General features: G+C 49.7%; 12 protein-coding genes and 1 tRNA gene. 6 read left to right on the top strand and 7 right to left on the bottom strand.

Annotated features, from left to right (window positions below; translation table 11 throughout):
• Positions 1-5 precede the first annotated feature (5 nt).
• A complete protein-coding gene (locus ACN0T0_RS02175; protein WP_417223381.1) occupies positions 6-1031 on the top strand; it encodes an ABC transporter permease in 1026 nt (341 codons plus the stop codon).
• Entirely contained in the window at positions 1024-2622 is a 1599-nt protein-coding gene (locus ACN0T0_RS02170; protein WP_417222716.1) for an ABC transporter ATP-binding protein, read from the top strand. The genes ACN0T0_RS02175 and ACN0T0_RS02170 overlap by 8 nt, the downstream gene beginning before the upstream one ends.
• A 99-nt stretch (positions 2623-2721) precedes the next feature.
• On the opposite strand, the gene ACN0T0_RS02165 is transcribed toward ACN0T0_RS02170, so the two are convergent.
• The 5 genes from ACN0T0_RS02165 to nfuA all read right to left on the bottom strand — a co-directional run bounded on the left by ACN0T0_RS02165 (position 2722) and on the right by nfuA (position 8557).
• On the bottom strand, positions 2722-4602 hold the full coding sequence (locus tag ACN0T0_RS02165) for a SurA N-terminal domain-containing protein (protein WP_417222713.1): 1881 nt from the start codon (positions 4600-4602) through the stop codon (positions 2722-2724).
• Positions 4603-4755: 153 nt separating this feature from the next.
• Positions 4756-4832 (bottom strand) — tRNA-Asp (locus ACN0T0_RS02160).
• A gap of 40 nt (positions 4833-4872) precedes the next feature.
• The gene (locus ACN0T0_RS02155; RefSeq protein ID WP_126158608.1) at positions 4873-5148 is read right to left on the bottom strand and encodes an HU family DNA-binding protein; all 276 of its coding nucleotides are present in this window, start codon (positions 5146-5148) and stop codon (positions 4873-4875) included.
• A gap of 127 nt (positions 5149-5275) precedes the next feature.
• Positions 5276-7705, bottom strand: coding sequence for an endopeptidase La (lon, locus tag ACN0T0_RS02150; protein ID WP_417222710.1), 2430 nt, complete (start codon positions 7703-7705; stop codon positions 5276-5278).
• A gap of 258 nt (positions 7706-7963) precedes the next feature.
• Positions 7964-8557: a Fe-S biogenesis protein NfuA gene (gene nfuA / locus ACN0T0_RS02145; protein ID WP_417222707.1), complete on the bottom strand. Its 594-nt coding sequence runs from the start codon at positions 8555-8557 to the stop codon at positions 7964-7966.
• 236 nt (positions 8558-8793) lie between these two features.
• Between nfuA and ACN0T0_RS02140 the strand changes: the two genes are divergently transcribed.
• Both ACN0T0_RS02140 and ACN0T0_RS02135 read left to right on the top strand, forming a co-directional pair.
• Positions 8794-10122, top strand: coding sequence for an MATE family efflux transporter (locus ACN0T0_RS02140; RefSeq protein WP_417222704.1), 1329 nt, complete (start codon positions 8794-8796; stop codon positions 10120-10122).
• A gap of 84 nt (positions 10123-10206) precedes the next feature.
• Positions 10207-11376 (top strand): cation:proton antiporter, encoded by a 1170-nt coding sequence (locus ACN0T0_RS02135; protein ID WP_417222702.1) that lies wholly within the window; start codon positions 10207-10209, stop codon positions 11374-11376.
• Positions 11377-11438: 62 nt separating this feature from the next.
• Here ACN0T0_RS02135 and ACN0T0_RS02130 read toward each other — a convergent pair whose 3' ends face one another.
• Positions 11439-12434, bottom strand: coding sequence for a glycosyl transferase family protein (locus ACN0T0_RS02130; protein WP_417222699.1), 996 nt, complete (start codon positions 12432-12434; stop codon positions 11439-11441).
• Positions 12435-12662: 228 nt separating this feature from the next.
• On the opposite strand from ACN0T0_RS02130, the gene rlmD reads away from it, so the two are divergent.
• Positions 12663-14057: a 23S rRNA (uracil(1939)-C(5))-methyltransferase RlmD gene (rlmD, locus tag ACN0T0_RS02125; protein ID WP_417222697.1), complete on the top strand. Its 1395-nt coding sequence runs from the start codon at positions 12663-12665 to the stop codon at positions 14055-14057.
• 1 nt (position 14058) lies between these two features.
• A complete protein-coding gene (locus tag ACN0T0_RS02120; protein WP_417222694.1) occupies positions 14059-14697 on the top strand; it encodes an RluA family pseudouridine synthase in 639 nt (212 codons plus the stop codon).
• 38 nt (positions 14698-14735) lie between these two features.
• Here ACN0T0_RS02120 and ACN0T0_RS02115 read toward each other — a convergent pair whose 3' ends face one another.
• The gene (locus ACN0T0_RS02115) at positions 14736-15689 is read right to left on the bottom strand and encodes a 2-hydroxyacid dehydrogenase (RefSeq protein WP_417222692.1); all 954 of its coding nucleotides are present in this window, start codon (positions 15687-15689) and stop codon (positions 14736-14738) included.
• Positions 15690-15753: the final 64 nt, after the last annotated feature.

The raw sequence follows: 15753 nt of genomic DNA, 5'->3' as shown, positions 1-15753 counted from the left end.
ACAAAATGAGCCCCATCAACCAACGCCGGCTGCAGAACTTTCGCAATAACCGTCGAGGTTACTGGGCGCTGTGGCTATTTTTGGCGTTATTTATCAGCAGCCTATTTGCCGAACTCATCGCCAACGATAAGCCCTTGCTGATTCGCTATGACAATAGTTTCTACTATCCGGTCATGGTGGATTATTCGGAACTCGTCTTTGGCGGTGAGTTTGATACCTTCGCCGATTATAAAGATCCTTATATTCAAGACCTAATCATCGATCAGGGTGGCTGGATACTCTGGCCTCCGATACGCTTTAGCTATCGCACCATCAACCAAGACCTTCCTGTGCCAGCCCCCTCCCCCCCGAGCAGCGATAACCTATTGGGTACCGATGATCAGGGACGCGACGTGCTAGCCCGAGTTATCTACGGCTTTCGAGTATCGGTGTTATTTGCCATCACCCTCACCCTGATCAGCTCGGTCATTGGTGTCGCCGCAGGCGCAGTACAGGGTTATTATGGCGGCAAAGTAGACCTATTCTTTCAACGATTTATCGAAATTTGGTCTGGCATGCCGGTGCTATTCTTACTAATTATTTTGGCCAGTATTGTCCAACCTAACTTCTGGTGGTTGCTTGGCATCATGCTGCTATTTTCCTGGATGCAGCTGGTCGATGTTGTCAGGGCTGAGTTTCTTCGCGGGCGTAATTTAGAATACGTGCGGGCCGCGCGAGCGCTAGGGCTAGGAAACCGCTTAATCATGTTCCGTCATATTCTGCCCAATGCGATGGTAGCCACACTCACCTTTATGCCCTTTATTTTCAATGGCTCACTGGTCACCCTGACGGCATTGGATTTCCTTGGCTTCGGTCTCCCTCCTGGGTCTGCCTCACTCGGGGAATTAGTGGCGCAAGGCAAAGCGAACCTCCACGCTCCATGGCTTGGACTCACCGCCTTTGTCTCACTATCGATTATGCTAACACTGTTAATTTTTATCGGCGAAGCGGTGCGCGATGCCTTTGATCCGAGGAAAACATTCAATGACTGAAGCTCTGTTATCCGTCCGCAATCTGTCGGTACGCTTCGGCCAAGATAGTCAGGCTGTTGATGCGGTCAAACGGGTTAGCTTTGATATCAAAACCGGCAAAATAATGGCCTTGGTGGGCGAATCAGGCTCCGGCAAATCCGTGACCGCCATGTCGATCCTGAAGCTATTGCCCTACCCTAAAGCTAGCCACCCTGAGGGTGAGATTTTATATCAAGGTAAAAACCTACTACAAAACAGCGAAGCAGAGATGCGAGCCCTGCGGGGGGATCGCATCAGCGTCATTTTTCAAGAACCAATGACCTCGCTTAACCCATTGCACAACATTGCCCGTCAGATCGGTGAGACACTGCTGCTACATAAAGGCCTAACCGGCCTACAAGCCCGCCAACGCTCGCTAGAACTGTTAGAGTTAGTAGGTATCAAAGACGCAGAGAAACGCCTGACAAGCTACCCTCATGAGCTATCTGGCGGGCAACGTCAGCGGGTGATGATTGCGATGGCCTTGGCCAATGACCCTGAGTTGCTGATCGCCGATGAACCGACCACCGCCTTAGATGTGACAATTCAGGAACAGATACTCGAGCTACTGCAGTCACTACAACGAAAAATGGGGATGTCGGTTCTCTTAATCACCCACGACCTTAATATTGTGCGCCGCTACAGCGATGATGTTTGCGTGATGTATCAAGGCTCTATCGTTGAACACAACAGCACTGCCGCATTATTTGCCGAGCCACAACACCCCTACACACTCAAGCTACTGAATGCAGAGCCTAGCGGCCAACCTCAACCGGTCGCGCAGAGTGACACCCCCATACTGCATACCCGTCATCTTAAAGTCTGGTTTCCGATCAAACGCGGGCTACTAAAAAAGACCGTGGATCATATCAAAGCAGTTAACCCCTGTGATATCACCCTCTACCCCGGCCGCACCTTAGGGGTTGTCGGTGAGAGCGGCTCAGGAAAAACCACATTAGGTCTCGCGATCCTACGCCTTATTAAGTCAGACGGCGCCATAGAGTTTGCCGGCACAGCCATTGACTCACTCAACCAGCGGGAAATAAAACCGCTACGACGCAGAATGCAAATCGTCTTTCAGGACCCCTATGGCAGTCTCAGCCCACGAATGTCTGTTGCCGATTCCATTAATGAGGGGCTAGAGATTCATAACATCGGCCTAGCGAGCGAACGTCAACAGATGATTATTGATGTGCTGCGCGAGGTCGGACTTGAACCGCAGGACAGGCATCGTTATCCGCATGAATTTTCCGGCGGTCAGCGACAACGTATTGCGATAGCTAGGGCTGTTATTCTGAAACCCGAGCTGATCATATTGGATGAACCCACGTCCGCATTAGACCGTACCGTACAGGCACAAATCATCGACCTGTTACGCACTCTGCAACAACGCTACCAACTCAGCTATATCTTTATCAGCCACGACCTCGCCGTGGTGAAGGCTCTCAGCCACGATCTACTGGTGATGCAACAGGGTAATGTCGTTGAGCAGGGGTTGGCCGCTGATATTTTCAAACAACCGACACAGGCTTATACCCGCCGCTTACTCGATGCCGCGTTTGCCCGCTCATAAACAGCGGTAGCTATATAGCGATACCGACCTAAACGAAAAAAGGCTGATACATCACGTATCAGCCTTTTTTTATAGCGCTGCTTTTATCTCTACTGGTGATTAGAGGCGCTCGACCTCAGCAGCCGCTTTACGCGCTTCAATCATCGCCTGATAGTCAAACTGACCGGCCCGCTGAGCTAGCACGTTCAACATACCTTCTCGCTCTTCTGCCGTAACATCCGACAAATCTGGCGCATTCACAGCGGTTACCGCAACAAGCGCCTTAGAACCGTCCTGTAGCGTGATCAAATCATAAGATGCGCTGGCATCAGGCTTAGGCATTTTAAAAGCTGCTAACATGATTTCAACGGGCTGAGTACGATCCGTACGAGCAACCGCTTCGGCAACCTGCCATTCAGCACCATTGACAGACGTACGCTCTGCACCTTGCTCCAGCTTTTCTAACTCAGCGCTAAGAGAAGCCTGTAATGCCTCACCCGCTTTCTGCTGGGAAAGAATCTCAGTAATCTGCGACGCAACTTCCTCTTCAGTCAATTGACGGGGACGAATATGCTGTTTGATTCGCAGCACCAACGTACGGCCCGCATCCAACTCAATCGGATCACTATTCAAACCATCACGAATCAGCTCTTCATTGAATGCCGCACGAATAACTCGAGGATTCGATGTCAACTCATCATCGCCACCTTGACGAGAAAATGGCTTGGCTTCCATTATGGATAGCTCAAGCTCAGCCGCAGGCTCTTGCAGGTCACCGGCAGAGAACGACAGATCAGTCAGTTGACCGACTCGCTCCACATAGAGCTGCTCAACTTTATTTTCCATCTGCTCAGCAATCAGTTGATCTTTCACATCTTCAAACACCGGTGGCGTAGAAGCCGATAAGCCGGTTAGCTTAATAATATGATAACCAAACGCAGTACGAACGGGCTCAGACACCTGCCCCTCTTCCAACGCGTAAACCGCTTGCTCAAACGGGCCATCCAGCATACCACTTTGATAGACCCCTAAATCACCACCGCTAGCAGCAGAACCCGGATCATCGGATTCAGTTTGCGCCAAAGCGGCAAAGTCTTCACCGGCTGCTAGCTTTTGCTCAATCGCTTGGGCTTTAGCTAACGCAGCCTCATCATCAACCGTATCAGAGACTTCGACCATGATATGTGCAACACGGCGCTGTTCTTCGGATTTAAACACCGCCTTTAGTTGATCAAACTGAGCCTGCAGTTCGGACTCATCAATATTCACTTCTTTCAGTAGGTCAGCTTTATTGACCAACAGATACTCAATGGCAACCTGCTCTTCGGTCATGAAATCCTGCAGGTGAGCATCATAATAAGCGCTCAACTCAGCGGCAGAAATAGACACACCTGCGAGGTAATCGCTCAAGCCTACTTTGAGGTAAGCCATATCACGGGTTTCGCGATCGAGCTTAATGATGTTCTCAACATCGCTATCCAACACAAAAGCTGACAGCATATAACCAGAACGTTCGTAATCAATCAGACTCTCTTTGCGCAGCAGATCTTTATACATCATCGGTGTCAGTCCGGCATTACGCAGCACCGCCTGATACTGATCAGGATTAAACACACCATCCACTTGGAAGTCTTGCGTATTAATAATGATCTGATCCAGCATCTGGTCTGAGATGGCCATATCCTGGTTAACCGCAGACTGAAGCAGCACTTCTTGTTGAATCAGGTTATCTAGGGTCGCTTTATTAATAAGATTGTCATCTAGCAGAGTAGGATCAGCATTTTCACCCATCTGGGCCAATAGCTGACGACGCTGCAGATCGGCACCTTGCAGCAGATCGCGCTCGCTGATTTCAACACCATTAACCGTCGCCGGCGCATTTGAACCTGAGGACAGGCTGACCAGGGACTCAACCCCAAACAGTGCAAAGGTAACGATGATCAGACCAACGATGATCTTGGCAACAATTCCTTGGGAGTTATCTCGGATATTCTGAAGCATGATGCCTCTGGGCCTCTAAGGTAGTGTACAAATAGAAAAAAAGGCGCATCCATAACAGGATGCGCCTTTTATATGTTTGGCAATACGGAACGGCTCAAGCCAGTTACCGTTACCCAGAGAAGCACTAACTGTTACGGTTAATGATCTCACATTTGGCGGAACGGACGGGACTCGAACCCGCGACCCCCTGCGTGACAGGCAGGTATTCTAACCAACTGAACTACCGCTCCGGGTGCCAATGATCCTTACGGATCAGGCGCTAACTTTTTATTACTTATTTACAGCGTCTTTCAGAGCCTTACCAGGCTTGAAAGTCGGCAGAGTCGCAGCAGCGATCTGAATTGGCTGACCAGTCTGAGGGTTACGACCCGTACGCGCAGCACGCTCTTTTACACCAAAGGTACCAAAGCCTACCAGAGCAACAGAATCGCCCTTTTGCAGAGCATCTGAGATAGATTCCAGTGTAGCATCCAGCGCACGGCCAGCTGCTGCTTTTGGAATATCCGCAGATGCGGCGATTGCGTCGATTAATTCAGATTTATTCACATTGTTCCCCTTATATGAATCATTTTTATATTCTGTAGCCCAAGCCCAGTAAGTTAACGGACAACTTATACCAAGCGCGCAATTCAGGTGTCAAGCGGGTTGCAGCCCGTTTTGTCACTATTTTGAGTTAATGCGGCTTTATTTGCCCACGCTCATTTTTTGCTTGCTTTTTCTTTTCAGAAAAGCTTGCTTTCTGCTCTTCAGTCAATGGTTCTGGACTATATTTAAGAGCAATTTGCAACACCTCATCGATCCATTTAACCGGACAAATTTTGAGATCTGCTTTTATATTGTCAGGGATTTCCTTCAGATCACGTTTGTTCTCATCCGGAATAATGACAGTTTTAATGCCACCCCTGTGTGCCGCCAGCAATTTCTCTTTCAAACCACCGATAGGCAACACCTGCCCACGCAATGTAATCTCCCCGGTCATCGCTACATCAGAGCGAACAGGGATACTGGTGAGCACAGATACTAATGCAGTACACATCCCGATACCAGCACTTGGGCCATCTTTTGGTGTCGCACCTTCAGGAACATGAATATGAATATCACTTTCTTCATGAAAATCAGGATTAATACCCAGGGATTCTGCACGGCTACGCACCACCGTCATCGCCGCCTGAATAGACTCCTGCATCACATCACCCAACGAACCAGTACGGATCTGACGTCCCTTACCCGGCACAACCGCCGATTCGATAGTGAGGATATCACCGCCGACCGAAGTCCAAGCTAAGCCGGTTACCTGACCGATACGATCCTCTTCTTCCGCCACCCCGAAGCTACACTTACGCACGCCGGAATACTGCTCAAGGTTGGCACTGTTAGCCACAATCGAGGCATTCTTATCATCGCCTAAGGCAACCTCTTTGATCACCTTACGACAGATTTTGGCGATCTCACGCTCGAGTCCACGAACACCGGCTTCACGGGTGTAGTAGCGAATCAGATCGGTCACCGCTTCATCAGCAATGGTCAGCTCTTTTTCCTTCAGACCATTTGTCTTCATCTGCTTAGGAATCAAATATTTACGAGCAATATTTAATTTCTCATCTTCGGTATAACCCGGAATTCGAATGATCTCCATACGGTCCAACAAAGGCCCAGGAATATTCATTGAGTTCGAGGTACAGACAAACATGACGTCTGATAGATCGTAGTCAACTTCGAGATAATGATCGTTAAACGTGCTGTTCTGCTCTGGGTCGAGCACTTCCAATAACGCAGACGCCGGGTCACCCCGTTGATCCATACCCATCTTATCGATCTCATCCAGCAGGAACAGCGGATTCTTGACGCCAACTTTTGACATCTTCTGAATCAGCTTACCCGGCATAGAGCCGATATAAGTACGACGGTGTCCACGGATCTCAGCTTCATCTCGAACACCGCCTAGCGCCATCCGTACATACTGACGATTGGTCGCCCGAGCAATGGACTGCCCAAGGGAGGTCTTACCCACACCAGGAGGCCCGACTAAACAGAGAATCGGACCTTTTAATTTCCGTACCCGGCGCTGAACCGCTAAATATTCAAGAATCCGATCTTTAACCTCTTCGAGGCCATAATGATCTTCGTTCAGAATCGCTTCTGCACGCTTCATATCATGGCGCAGCTTAGAACGCTTAGACCATGGAATTTGCAACATCCAGTCGATATAGCCCCGAACCACCGTCGCTTCCGCTGACATCGGTGACATCATCTTCAGCTTATTGTATTCATTAAGGGTTTTATCCAATGCCTCTTTTGGCATACCGGCTTCATCGATACGCTTTTTCAGCTCTTCGATATCCGTGGTGCCATTTTCGTCCAGATCACCCAGCTCTTTCTGAATCGCTTTCATCTGCTCATTCAGATAGTACTCACGCTGGCTTTTTTCCATCTGTTTCTTGACCCGACCACGGATCCGTTTTTCAACTTCAACTAGGTCGATCTCAGATTCCATCAGCGCCATCAAGTGCTCAAGACGTAATTTATCGTCGAGAATTTCTAGAATTTGCTGCTTTTCCTCTAGCTTGAGGGACATGTGTGCAGCGATGGTGTCCGCTAGGCGACCAATCTCATCGATCGAACCTAAAGAGGTTAGCACTTCAGCTGGAATTTTTTTATTCACCTGAACAAAGCGCTCAAACTGATCTAGCGCGGTGCGCTTATAGATCTCCGCTTCGTTTGCACTGACTTCATCAATTGGCAAAACGGTAATATCGGCGGTGAAATGAGGCTCAGTGGTGTGCAGTGTTTCAATCCGCGCACGGTAATCACCCTCGACCAGTACTTTAACCGTACCATCGGGCAATTTAAGCATTTGCAGCACACTAGCGACCGTACCGATAGCGAACAGGTCTTTACCGTCTGGTTCATCATCTGAAGCATTTTTCTGAGCAATCAGCAGAATCTCTTTATTCTGCAACATCGCTGCTTCAAGGGCCTGAATTGATTTTTCCCGGCCTACAAACAGCGGGATCACCATATGTGGATATATAACAACATCACGCAACGGCAAAACCGGCATCAGGGTGGTGGTGATCTCTTTATCATTCTCGAGTGGTGCCATATTGGACCTTACTCCTTTGTCGAAAGAAACTGCGGGAGATACAGCAGTTACGGGCTGTACGATATATCGCTCTTACTGATAAATGGGGCTTAGACTATAAAAATCAACCACATCACTGTAAAAGTTACATAAAAAAGTAACAACTATTAATACCCTTTTATCAGTTCATTGAACGACGCACAACGTACCAAAATGGTGGGCATTATATTTGCAATCAAAAAAGCCCGGAAAGTCCGGGCTTTTTACGTTTACAACACCTTATTTATAATAGGCATTATCGGTAACAGTGTGATCGGTTACATCCCGCACCCCCACCAGCCCTTTAACACGCTCAACAAGGGTTTTCTCGACACCATCCTTGAGGGTCATATCAACAGCGCTACAGCCCTGACAACCGCCACCAAACTGCAGGATAGCGACCTGTCCGTCAGCCTCTTCGATCAGCTCGATCAACTTCACCTCACCGCCGTGAGACGACAGACCCGGATTAATATCGGAGTACAGAATATAGTTAATCTGTTCATCCATCGGACTATCATCCGACACATTTGGCACTTTAGCGTTCGGGGCTTTGATCGTCAGCTGGCCACCCATCCGATCAGTCGCGAAATCAACGGTGGCTTCTTCAAGATAGGGCAGGCTGTTCTTTTCAAAGTAGAACGTTACCTTCTCCATCGGCATAACGGCATCGTCTTCCACGATTTCGTCAGGACGACAGTAAGCCAGACAGGTTTCAGCGTAAGGCGTTCCCGGCTGGGTAACGAACATCCGCACAGCAATGCCTTCTACATTTTGCTTTTCAAGTAGCTCAGCAAGGTAGATTTCAGCTGATTCGGTTACGGTAATATTCATCAAAATTCCTGTTAAATCACTCACTCAATATGGGCCTCAGGATACACTCTTTCTAATCCCGAGTAAAATGCTCAGTTATTAGCCAAATCAGCGTTTTTGCCGCTTCTTAAATCTGTTAAACTGGCCCGCTTACACCATTAAGGCTGGCTACGCACTATTCTGATCTGTATTACGACTCACTGCAAATACGGATTCAGATGCTTTGCTAGCCCTATCGTTTACATCGGGATATTTTTTTGAATCGCCGACAGCGCATTACAACCATTCTCACCCTTGGCCTGCCAATCATAGGCGGCATGTTATCGCAAAGTTTACTCAACTTAGTCGATGCCGCAATGGTCGGCCGCTTGGGCGAAACAGCCTTGGCCGGTGTTGCCCTCGGCGGTTATAGTAATTTTCTGGCCGTGAGTCTTATATTGGGACTTTCTTCAGGAGTACAAGCATCGATAGCTCGTCGACAAGGCCAAGGCCGTGATCACGACTGCGCCGTACCGCTGCGCTGGGGTATCCTGCTAGCTCTTATCATTACGCCCCCTCTAAGCCTATTTTTTTATCTTCATTCTGAGTGGTTAACCGCACTCATGAGCGATGATATTCAAACCCAGTCGATTGCTGAACACTATTTCAATTACCGCATACCAGCATTAGTGTGCGTGGCTCTTAATCTGAGTTTTCGCGGCTATTGGAATGGTATCAATAAGCCACTGGTTTATTTACGAATTTTACTGTTAGTGCAACTGCTTAATATCCCCATCAGCTATGTCCTTATTTTTGGCTATTTCGACATACCAGCCATGGGCGCACCGGGAGCCGCTCTTGGTACTAGCTTATCTTTGTGCATTGGCGCCCTACTGTGCACCGCGCTGACGCTCCCTCACGCCCGCTACAAGGGCTTATTTCGCCGAAGCAGCGATGATCGAGCAGTACTGCAGTCGCTCCTCAAACTCGCCATACCTCACTCGACGCAACAATTCTTTTTTGCCATGTCGATCGCTGTGCTGTTTTGGATCATCGGCCAACTAGGCACTGCCGAACTAGCAATTGGCCACGTCCTCGTCAACCTAGCATTACTGTTAATATTACCCGGCGTGGGGATCGGCATGGCCTGCACAACACTGGTCAGTCATGCCCTCGGTCAGAGAAACCCCAGCCTTGCCAGTCGCTGGGGCTGGGATGCTATCCTGACCGCCAGCGTCATCATCGTTTTCCTAAGCTTGCCTATGTGGCTTTTCCCCGAGCCACTGTTGCGCCTCTTTTTGGCCACCGAAGCGGCTGTCAGCCAAGCCCATCTGCCGATGATGTTAACCGGTTTAGCCATCTCACTGGATGCTGCCGCTATTGTATTAACTCAAGCGCTACTCGGCGCAGGCGCCAACCGGAGCGTGATGTTGATCAGTATTTTAGGGCAATGGTGTTTTTACTTGCCGTTAGCCTGGCTCATCGGCCCTTGGCTCGGCTTCGGCCTGACAGGCATCTGGATATTACAGGTCGTCCATCGCTGCGGATCATCGTTTATTTTTATTTATATCTGGATGCGCCGGAACTGGGTTCATATCCGCCTATAGATTAGTTAAACTAAAGAGCGCTCTATGAAAAAGCGCTGAACCGATAAAGCCCCTGCCCTGAATCGACCGGATATACCCTTAGCTATGATGCAACAGAGCCTCGTTTTCTCTTTTTTCCTGATTTTTACCGGCGCAGCAGTACTGGCTTCGGTGGCTCTTTATACCCGCCAACCCCTGCTGGTTGCGTACATCGTACTCGGAGCAATTTTAGGGCCTTACGGTTACAGCTATATTCAGGATACCGCTCTGCTCTCGGATATCTCCCATGTCGGCATCATCTTTCTGCTATTCCTTCTCGGTCTGGATATGCAACCTAGTCACTTGGTACATATGCTGAAAAAGGCGACATTAGTGGCTATTTTTAGCGCGATCATTTTCATGGCCATCGGCTACGGTGTCGGCATTGCATTTGGCTTTACCCGCACAGAAGCGATCATTATTGGCGTCGCCTTGATGTTTTCCAGCACGATCATCGGTATCAAACTGCTACCGACCACCGTACTGCATCATAAATATACCGGTGAGCTTGTGGTCGGCCTGCTACTGCTACAGGATGTTATCGCCATTTTAGTGCTGCTATTGCTTAATAGTGGTGATGGTGAAGCGAGCCAGCTATTTACCTTCTTGAAAACCGCCATCGCCCTGCCACTCATTATTGGCGCCGCGCTGCTCTTTGTTCGCTATGTATTACTCCCGCTGATTCAGAAATTTGACCGTTTTCACGAATACATCTTTCTGTTAGCAATCGGCTGGTGTCTCGGCCTAGCCGAACTCGCCCATGCGGTTGGCCTATCTGCAGAGATCGGCGCTTTTATTGCCGGCGTCAGTTTAGCAACCAGCCCTATCGCCCAATACATCGCCACCAGCCTAAAACCGTTGCGGGATTTTTTCCTCATTCTGTTTTTCTTTTCGATCGGTGCCAGTTTCAATCTGGGCTTACTCGGCCAGATTATTGTCCCATCAATCATCTTGGCGCTGCTGGTTCTGGTGATTAAGCCGATCGTATTTCGCTTTTTACTGCACAATATCAGCGACAGCAAACAACTGGCGTGGGAAGTCGGCTTCCGTCTGGGGCAGATCAGTGAGTTTTCTCTACTGATTGCCTATATGGCCACTAGCGCCTCTATGATCGGCCAAGAAGCGTCCCATGTTATTCAGGCAACCGCCATTCTGACCTTTCTGCTATCGACCTATATTGTCATCTTTAACTACCCCAACCCCATTGCGGTATCCGATAAACTCAGACGCGATTAGTAGGCTGCCTCTAATCGCGCAAAGTCACATAAGTCATCGTATCAGCGTCATGGCGGGCAAATTCAGAAGCGCTGTTTGTCTCTTGCCTGCCACATTGCTGCAGCGTGTTCAAAGCAATCAACCTCAGTGGCTTTATTCAGCAGCCTAAGCAACAGCGCCAGGGTTGAGATCACCGCCCCTTCACCATACTCATGTTCTATTTCTCCGCGCCACAACCTTACTAAGTCGGCACTATCAAGCGCCTGCTTAACCAACCGGCGAGGATAATAACGCGGCCACTGACTGGCCGAATAGTCGCTCCCGCGAGTCCATTGTAGATCACACTCGGCATCTGGTTTAACTTCTGCTTCGCCGCCATCACCTTTAATCGTCAAGCCATTCTCAACTCCTAACAACTGAGCCGCCTTCTGATGCATCGGACCATATGCCGGGTGAAACACGCCATCCACGGTATGTCGTGCATGCAGCGGATTGATCAACCGACACAGTGTATGAACCGGCGACCTCAGCCCCAACACCGGCCGTAAGTTGATAATCCGGCTCATCGGCGGACTCAGCACATCGATGGACATAAAAGCGAATTGCGTCGCATCTAACGCGGAGGCAACTTCATCCCAGTTACTACAGCCGCGGATACCGAACAGCGCCAAACAATCCTCGGTGTAAATCCGCTCAGGGGTGTGGCCTCTAGCCCCATGCATAAACACCCGAATACCTTGTTCCGCCAATAACAGCGCCGTCAAAATAAACCAAGGCAGTTGACGCTTCTTACCCGCATAGGTAGACCAATCCAAATCGACCTGCAACTGTTCGGGCGCACCACAGCGGCCACGAACCGCCTCAATAAAACCAGCCAACTCTTCTGGTGACTCCTCTTTCACCCGCAGCAACATTAGAAAAGCACCCAGTTGCTCAGGCTCTACCTGGCCCGCTAAAATCATCTCCATTGCTTCACGGGCTTCAATTTGACTAAGAGAGCGCGAACCCTGCTTACCTTTACCTAGAATACGCACAAAGGGAGCGAAAGGATGCTCCGCTGACGGCTGTTTCTGTAACATAGACCTGCTCTGATTTATCATATGAATGTCGTTCGATTTTATACCCTCAAGCCTAACGGCATGAAGCATTTACGCAGATAAAATCTGATAACCACCGATTATGACTCAACCGACCCGACAAAAGATTAAAAAATCCAACCATATGGCCGATCTAAGCCTCATTAGCACCTCGGCGGATGCTTTAATTTGCCGTCACTGGTAGAATCCGCGCTTCGTCAGGAGAAGCCCATGAAACCGAACCGTTCCCGCCCTAAAAATCAGCGCCCGGCCCGCAAGCCAGCCCACCCGCTACCGACCGAAGCGGTCGAGTTGAATATCGAATCCCTGAGCCATGACGGCCGAGGCATCGGACGCTATCAGGGTAAAACAGCGTTTATCGCCAACGCCTTACCCGGAGAACAGGTTCAGGCACGTCTGACAGAGGAGAAAGCAAAATTTTACCTCGGCCATACAGATGCAATCTTGACGCCATCGAGTCACCGCATCGAACCGGTCTGCCCGCACTATCAACAATGCGGCGGATGCGACCTGCAACATCTAGACAACACCGAACAGCTGAGCTTAAAACAATCACTAGTGGTCGAACAACTCGAACGGATAGGCCATACTAAACCGGCAAAAGTTGCCGCCCCGCTGACCGCTGAATCATGGCACTATCGACGCAGCGCACGGATTGGCATTAACCAACTCTCCGATGGCGAGCCCATTGTCGGTTTTCGTCGTCGTGGCAGCCACCTACTCAGCCAAATTGACCGTTGCGTCGTACTGGATGAACGGGTTAGCGATATTTTTAGCCGCGTACGTGAGGCTTTGCGCGACACCGGCGATATAAAACATATCACCCAACTGGATATCGATCTGGGTGATCAGGGCGGATACCTCTCTTTACGCCTGAAAAAACAGCTCAATGAGCAACACCTAGAACGCTTTACCGCACTGGCCGACCACTATGCATTAAGCTTACAACTCAACATTATTGGTACCGAGCTCGATAACAGCCTAGCCGAGCCGGTGAGCTATACGCTTAATCAGTTAACGTTACAGTTTCGACCCGGGGATTTCATTCAGGTTAACGCTGAGATCAACCAAAAAATGGTCGCCACCGCCTGCCAATTACTCGACCTTAAACCAACAGATAAGGTCCTCGATCTGTTCTGCGGTTTAGGCAACTTCTCTCTGCCTGTCGCCCAGTCAGGCGCAGCGGTAACCGGCGTTGAGGGCAGCATGAATATGGTGACCCAGGCGGAACAAAATGCCCAATTGAATCAACTCGACAACTGTCGTTTCTTTTGTGGCAATTTGGCGGATGACTTAACGGGCCTGCAATGGTTTCGCGAGTCTTACAACAAGGTCATTTTAGACCCACCTCGCAGCGGTGCCGCCTCACTGATTCCACAAATTTGCAACCAGCGGCCCGAATTGATTCTGTATATATCCTGCAATCCTGGCGCACTGGCACGCGATAGCGAACTACTAGCAACAGAGGGCTACCAACTACAGCAGTTTCTAGTCATGGATATGTTCCCACAAACCCATCACATAGAATCGATGGCACTTTTTATTCGGGGCAAAAAGAAACAGCAGAAAAAGAAATTATTTGCGGGCAAAGGCATCAATCGCTGACATGATAACCGCGATTGACGAGCAGCACATCCTCTTCGCCGACGATGCGATTGTAGTGGTTAACAAAGCGGCCGACGTACTCTCAGTACCCGGCCGAGGCGAACATAAGCAAGATTGCATTTGGCGACGGGTACAACTGCGCTTCCCAACGGCCAGAATCGTTCACCGGCTTGATTACGCGACATCCGGCATCATGGTGCTGGGGCTCACGGCAGAAAGCCACCGCCACCTGAGTATTCAATTTCAGGACCGCCTAACAGAGAAAAACTACCAAGCAATTATCGCCGGACGACTTGAGCCGGAAAGCGGCACGGTGGATCAGCCTCTGCGTTGTGACTGGGATAACAGACCATTACAGATGATTGATCCCGAACAGGGAAAGTCAGCACAGACCCATTGGCAAGTAATGCAGCACTTAGATAATGCCACACGGGTCAAATTGACGCCTATCACCGGTCGTTCGCATCAACTTCGGGTACACATGCAATATCTTGGGCACCCCATACTCGGCGACCGTTTTTACGCCCAACCCGAGCAACTCGCCCGAGCCGAACGTTTATTACTGCACGCCCAAGCACTTAGCTTTACTCACCCTAGCAGCCAAGAACCGCTATCCTTTAGCACCCCGTGCCCCTTCTAGAAAACGGCAAAAGCACCGTTTAAGTGTCTTCAGCCCATTTAATTAATCACCCGAATCAACTCACCTCGCTTAAAGCCAGCAATGGTTTCGGTCAACTGATCAACAATGCGCTGTCGCGCCTGCACACTTCCCCAAGCACTATGTGGGGTAATAATAAGATTAGGCACATCATCCGCTAACAAAGGATTGCCATGTACCGGTGGCTCTTCACTCAAAACGTCGGTCGCCGCACCGGCTAATTTCCCGCTGCGCAAAGCCTCAGCTAAATCGGCTTCATTCACAATACCGCCACGGGCCGCATTGATAATAAACGCGCCGTTTTTCATCTGCGCGATAGTCTGGGCGTTGATTAAATCACGGGTTTGCGCCGTCAACGGACAATGCAAACTTAACACATCAACCTGCGGTAGCAATTCATCTAGCGCCACGCGACCAGCCACGCTATCGCCACCAATACGCTGCGCAATCAGTACCTGCATACCAAAAGCCTCGGCTAGCTGGGCCACACCTGCACCCAGATTACCATACCCCACAATGCCCAACGTTTTGCCGTTAAGCTCTTGAATAGGATAGTCCAACAGGCAAAACTGCTTCGCTTGAGCCCACTGACCATTACGTGCCGCTTGGTTATAGGCGACCAAGTTCGTATGTAGCGCCAACATCAGCGTCATCACATGCTGCGCCACCGATGCCGTACCATAAGCCTGACAGTTCGACACACTGATACCCTGTTCAGCCGCTGCGACAAGGTCAACATTATTCGTCCCCGTGGCTGCGATACACACATGCTTCAATTGTTTAGCAGTCGCCAAAGTTGGAGCATCCAGCACCACTTTATTGACAATAACGACATCCGCGGCAGCGATTCGCTCAGCGACCTGCTGAGCACTGGTCGCAGGATACGCCGTGAATTCGCTGAACTGAGCCTCCAACTCGGCGAGGTTAAGGTCATTACAATCAAGGCTATTGAGATCAAGAAATACCGCTTTCATCACTATTTTCCATCACGTTTACTATAAAAAAGGGGCCTTCGATTGCGAGGCCCCTTTAACGTTT

Origin of the sequence: Amphritea sp. (assembly GCF_048266285.1) — a bacterium.
In the GTDB taxonomy this organism is placed as follows: Bacteria; Pseudomonadota; Gammaproteobacteria; order Pseudomonadales; family Balneatricaceae; genus Amphritea.
Note: the sequence above shows the minus strand (reverse complement) of the source record. Positions and strands in the feature narration are given on the sequence as shown.

What these genes read in the sequence shown, in the direction of transcription:
- ACN0T0_RS02175 (WP_417223381.1), top strand. Translation starts at nt 6, where the DNA reads ATGAGCCCCATCAACCAACGCCGGCTGCAGAACTTTCGCAATAACCGT.
- ACN0T0_RS02170 (WP_417222716.1), top strand. Translation starts at nt 1,024, where the DNA reads ATGACTGAAGCTCTGTTATCCGTCCGCAATCTGTCGGTACGCTTCGGC.
- ACN0T0_RS02165 (WP_417222713.1), bottom strand. Translation starts at nt 4,602, where the DNA reads ATGCTTCAGAATATCCGAGATAACTCCCAAGGAATTGTTGCCAAGATC.
- lon (WP_417222710.1), bottom strand. Translation starts at nt 7,705, where the DNA reads ATGGCACCACTCGAGAATGATAAAGAGATCACCACCACCCTGATGCCG.
- nfuA (WP_417222707.1), bottom strand. Translation starts at nt 8,557, where the DNA reads ATGAATATTACCGTAACCGAATCAGCTGAAATCTACCTTGCTGAGCTA.
- ACN0T0_RS02135 (WP_417222702.1), top strand. Translation starts at nt 10,207, where the DNA reads ATGATGCAACAGAGCCTCGTTTTCTCTTTTTTCCTGATTTTTACCGGC.
- ACN0T0_RS02130 (WP_417222699.1), bottom strand. Translation starts at nt 12,434, where the DNA reads ATGTTACAGAAACAGCCGTCAGCGGAGCATCCTTTCGCTCCCTTTGTG.
- rlmD (WP_417222697.1), top strand. Translation starts at nt 12,663, where the DNA reads ATGAAACCGAACCGTTCCCGCCCTAAAAATCAGCGCCCGGCCCGCAAG.
- ACN0T0_RS02120 (WP_417222694.1), top strand. Translation starts at nt 14,059, where the DNA reads ATGATAACCGCGATTGACGAGCAGCACATCCTCTTCGCCGACGATGCG.
- ACN0T0_RS02115 (WP_417222692.1), bottom strand. Translation starts at nt 15,689, where the DNA reads ATGAAAGCGGTATTTCTTGATCTCAATAGCCTTGATTGTAATGACCTT.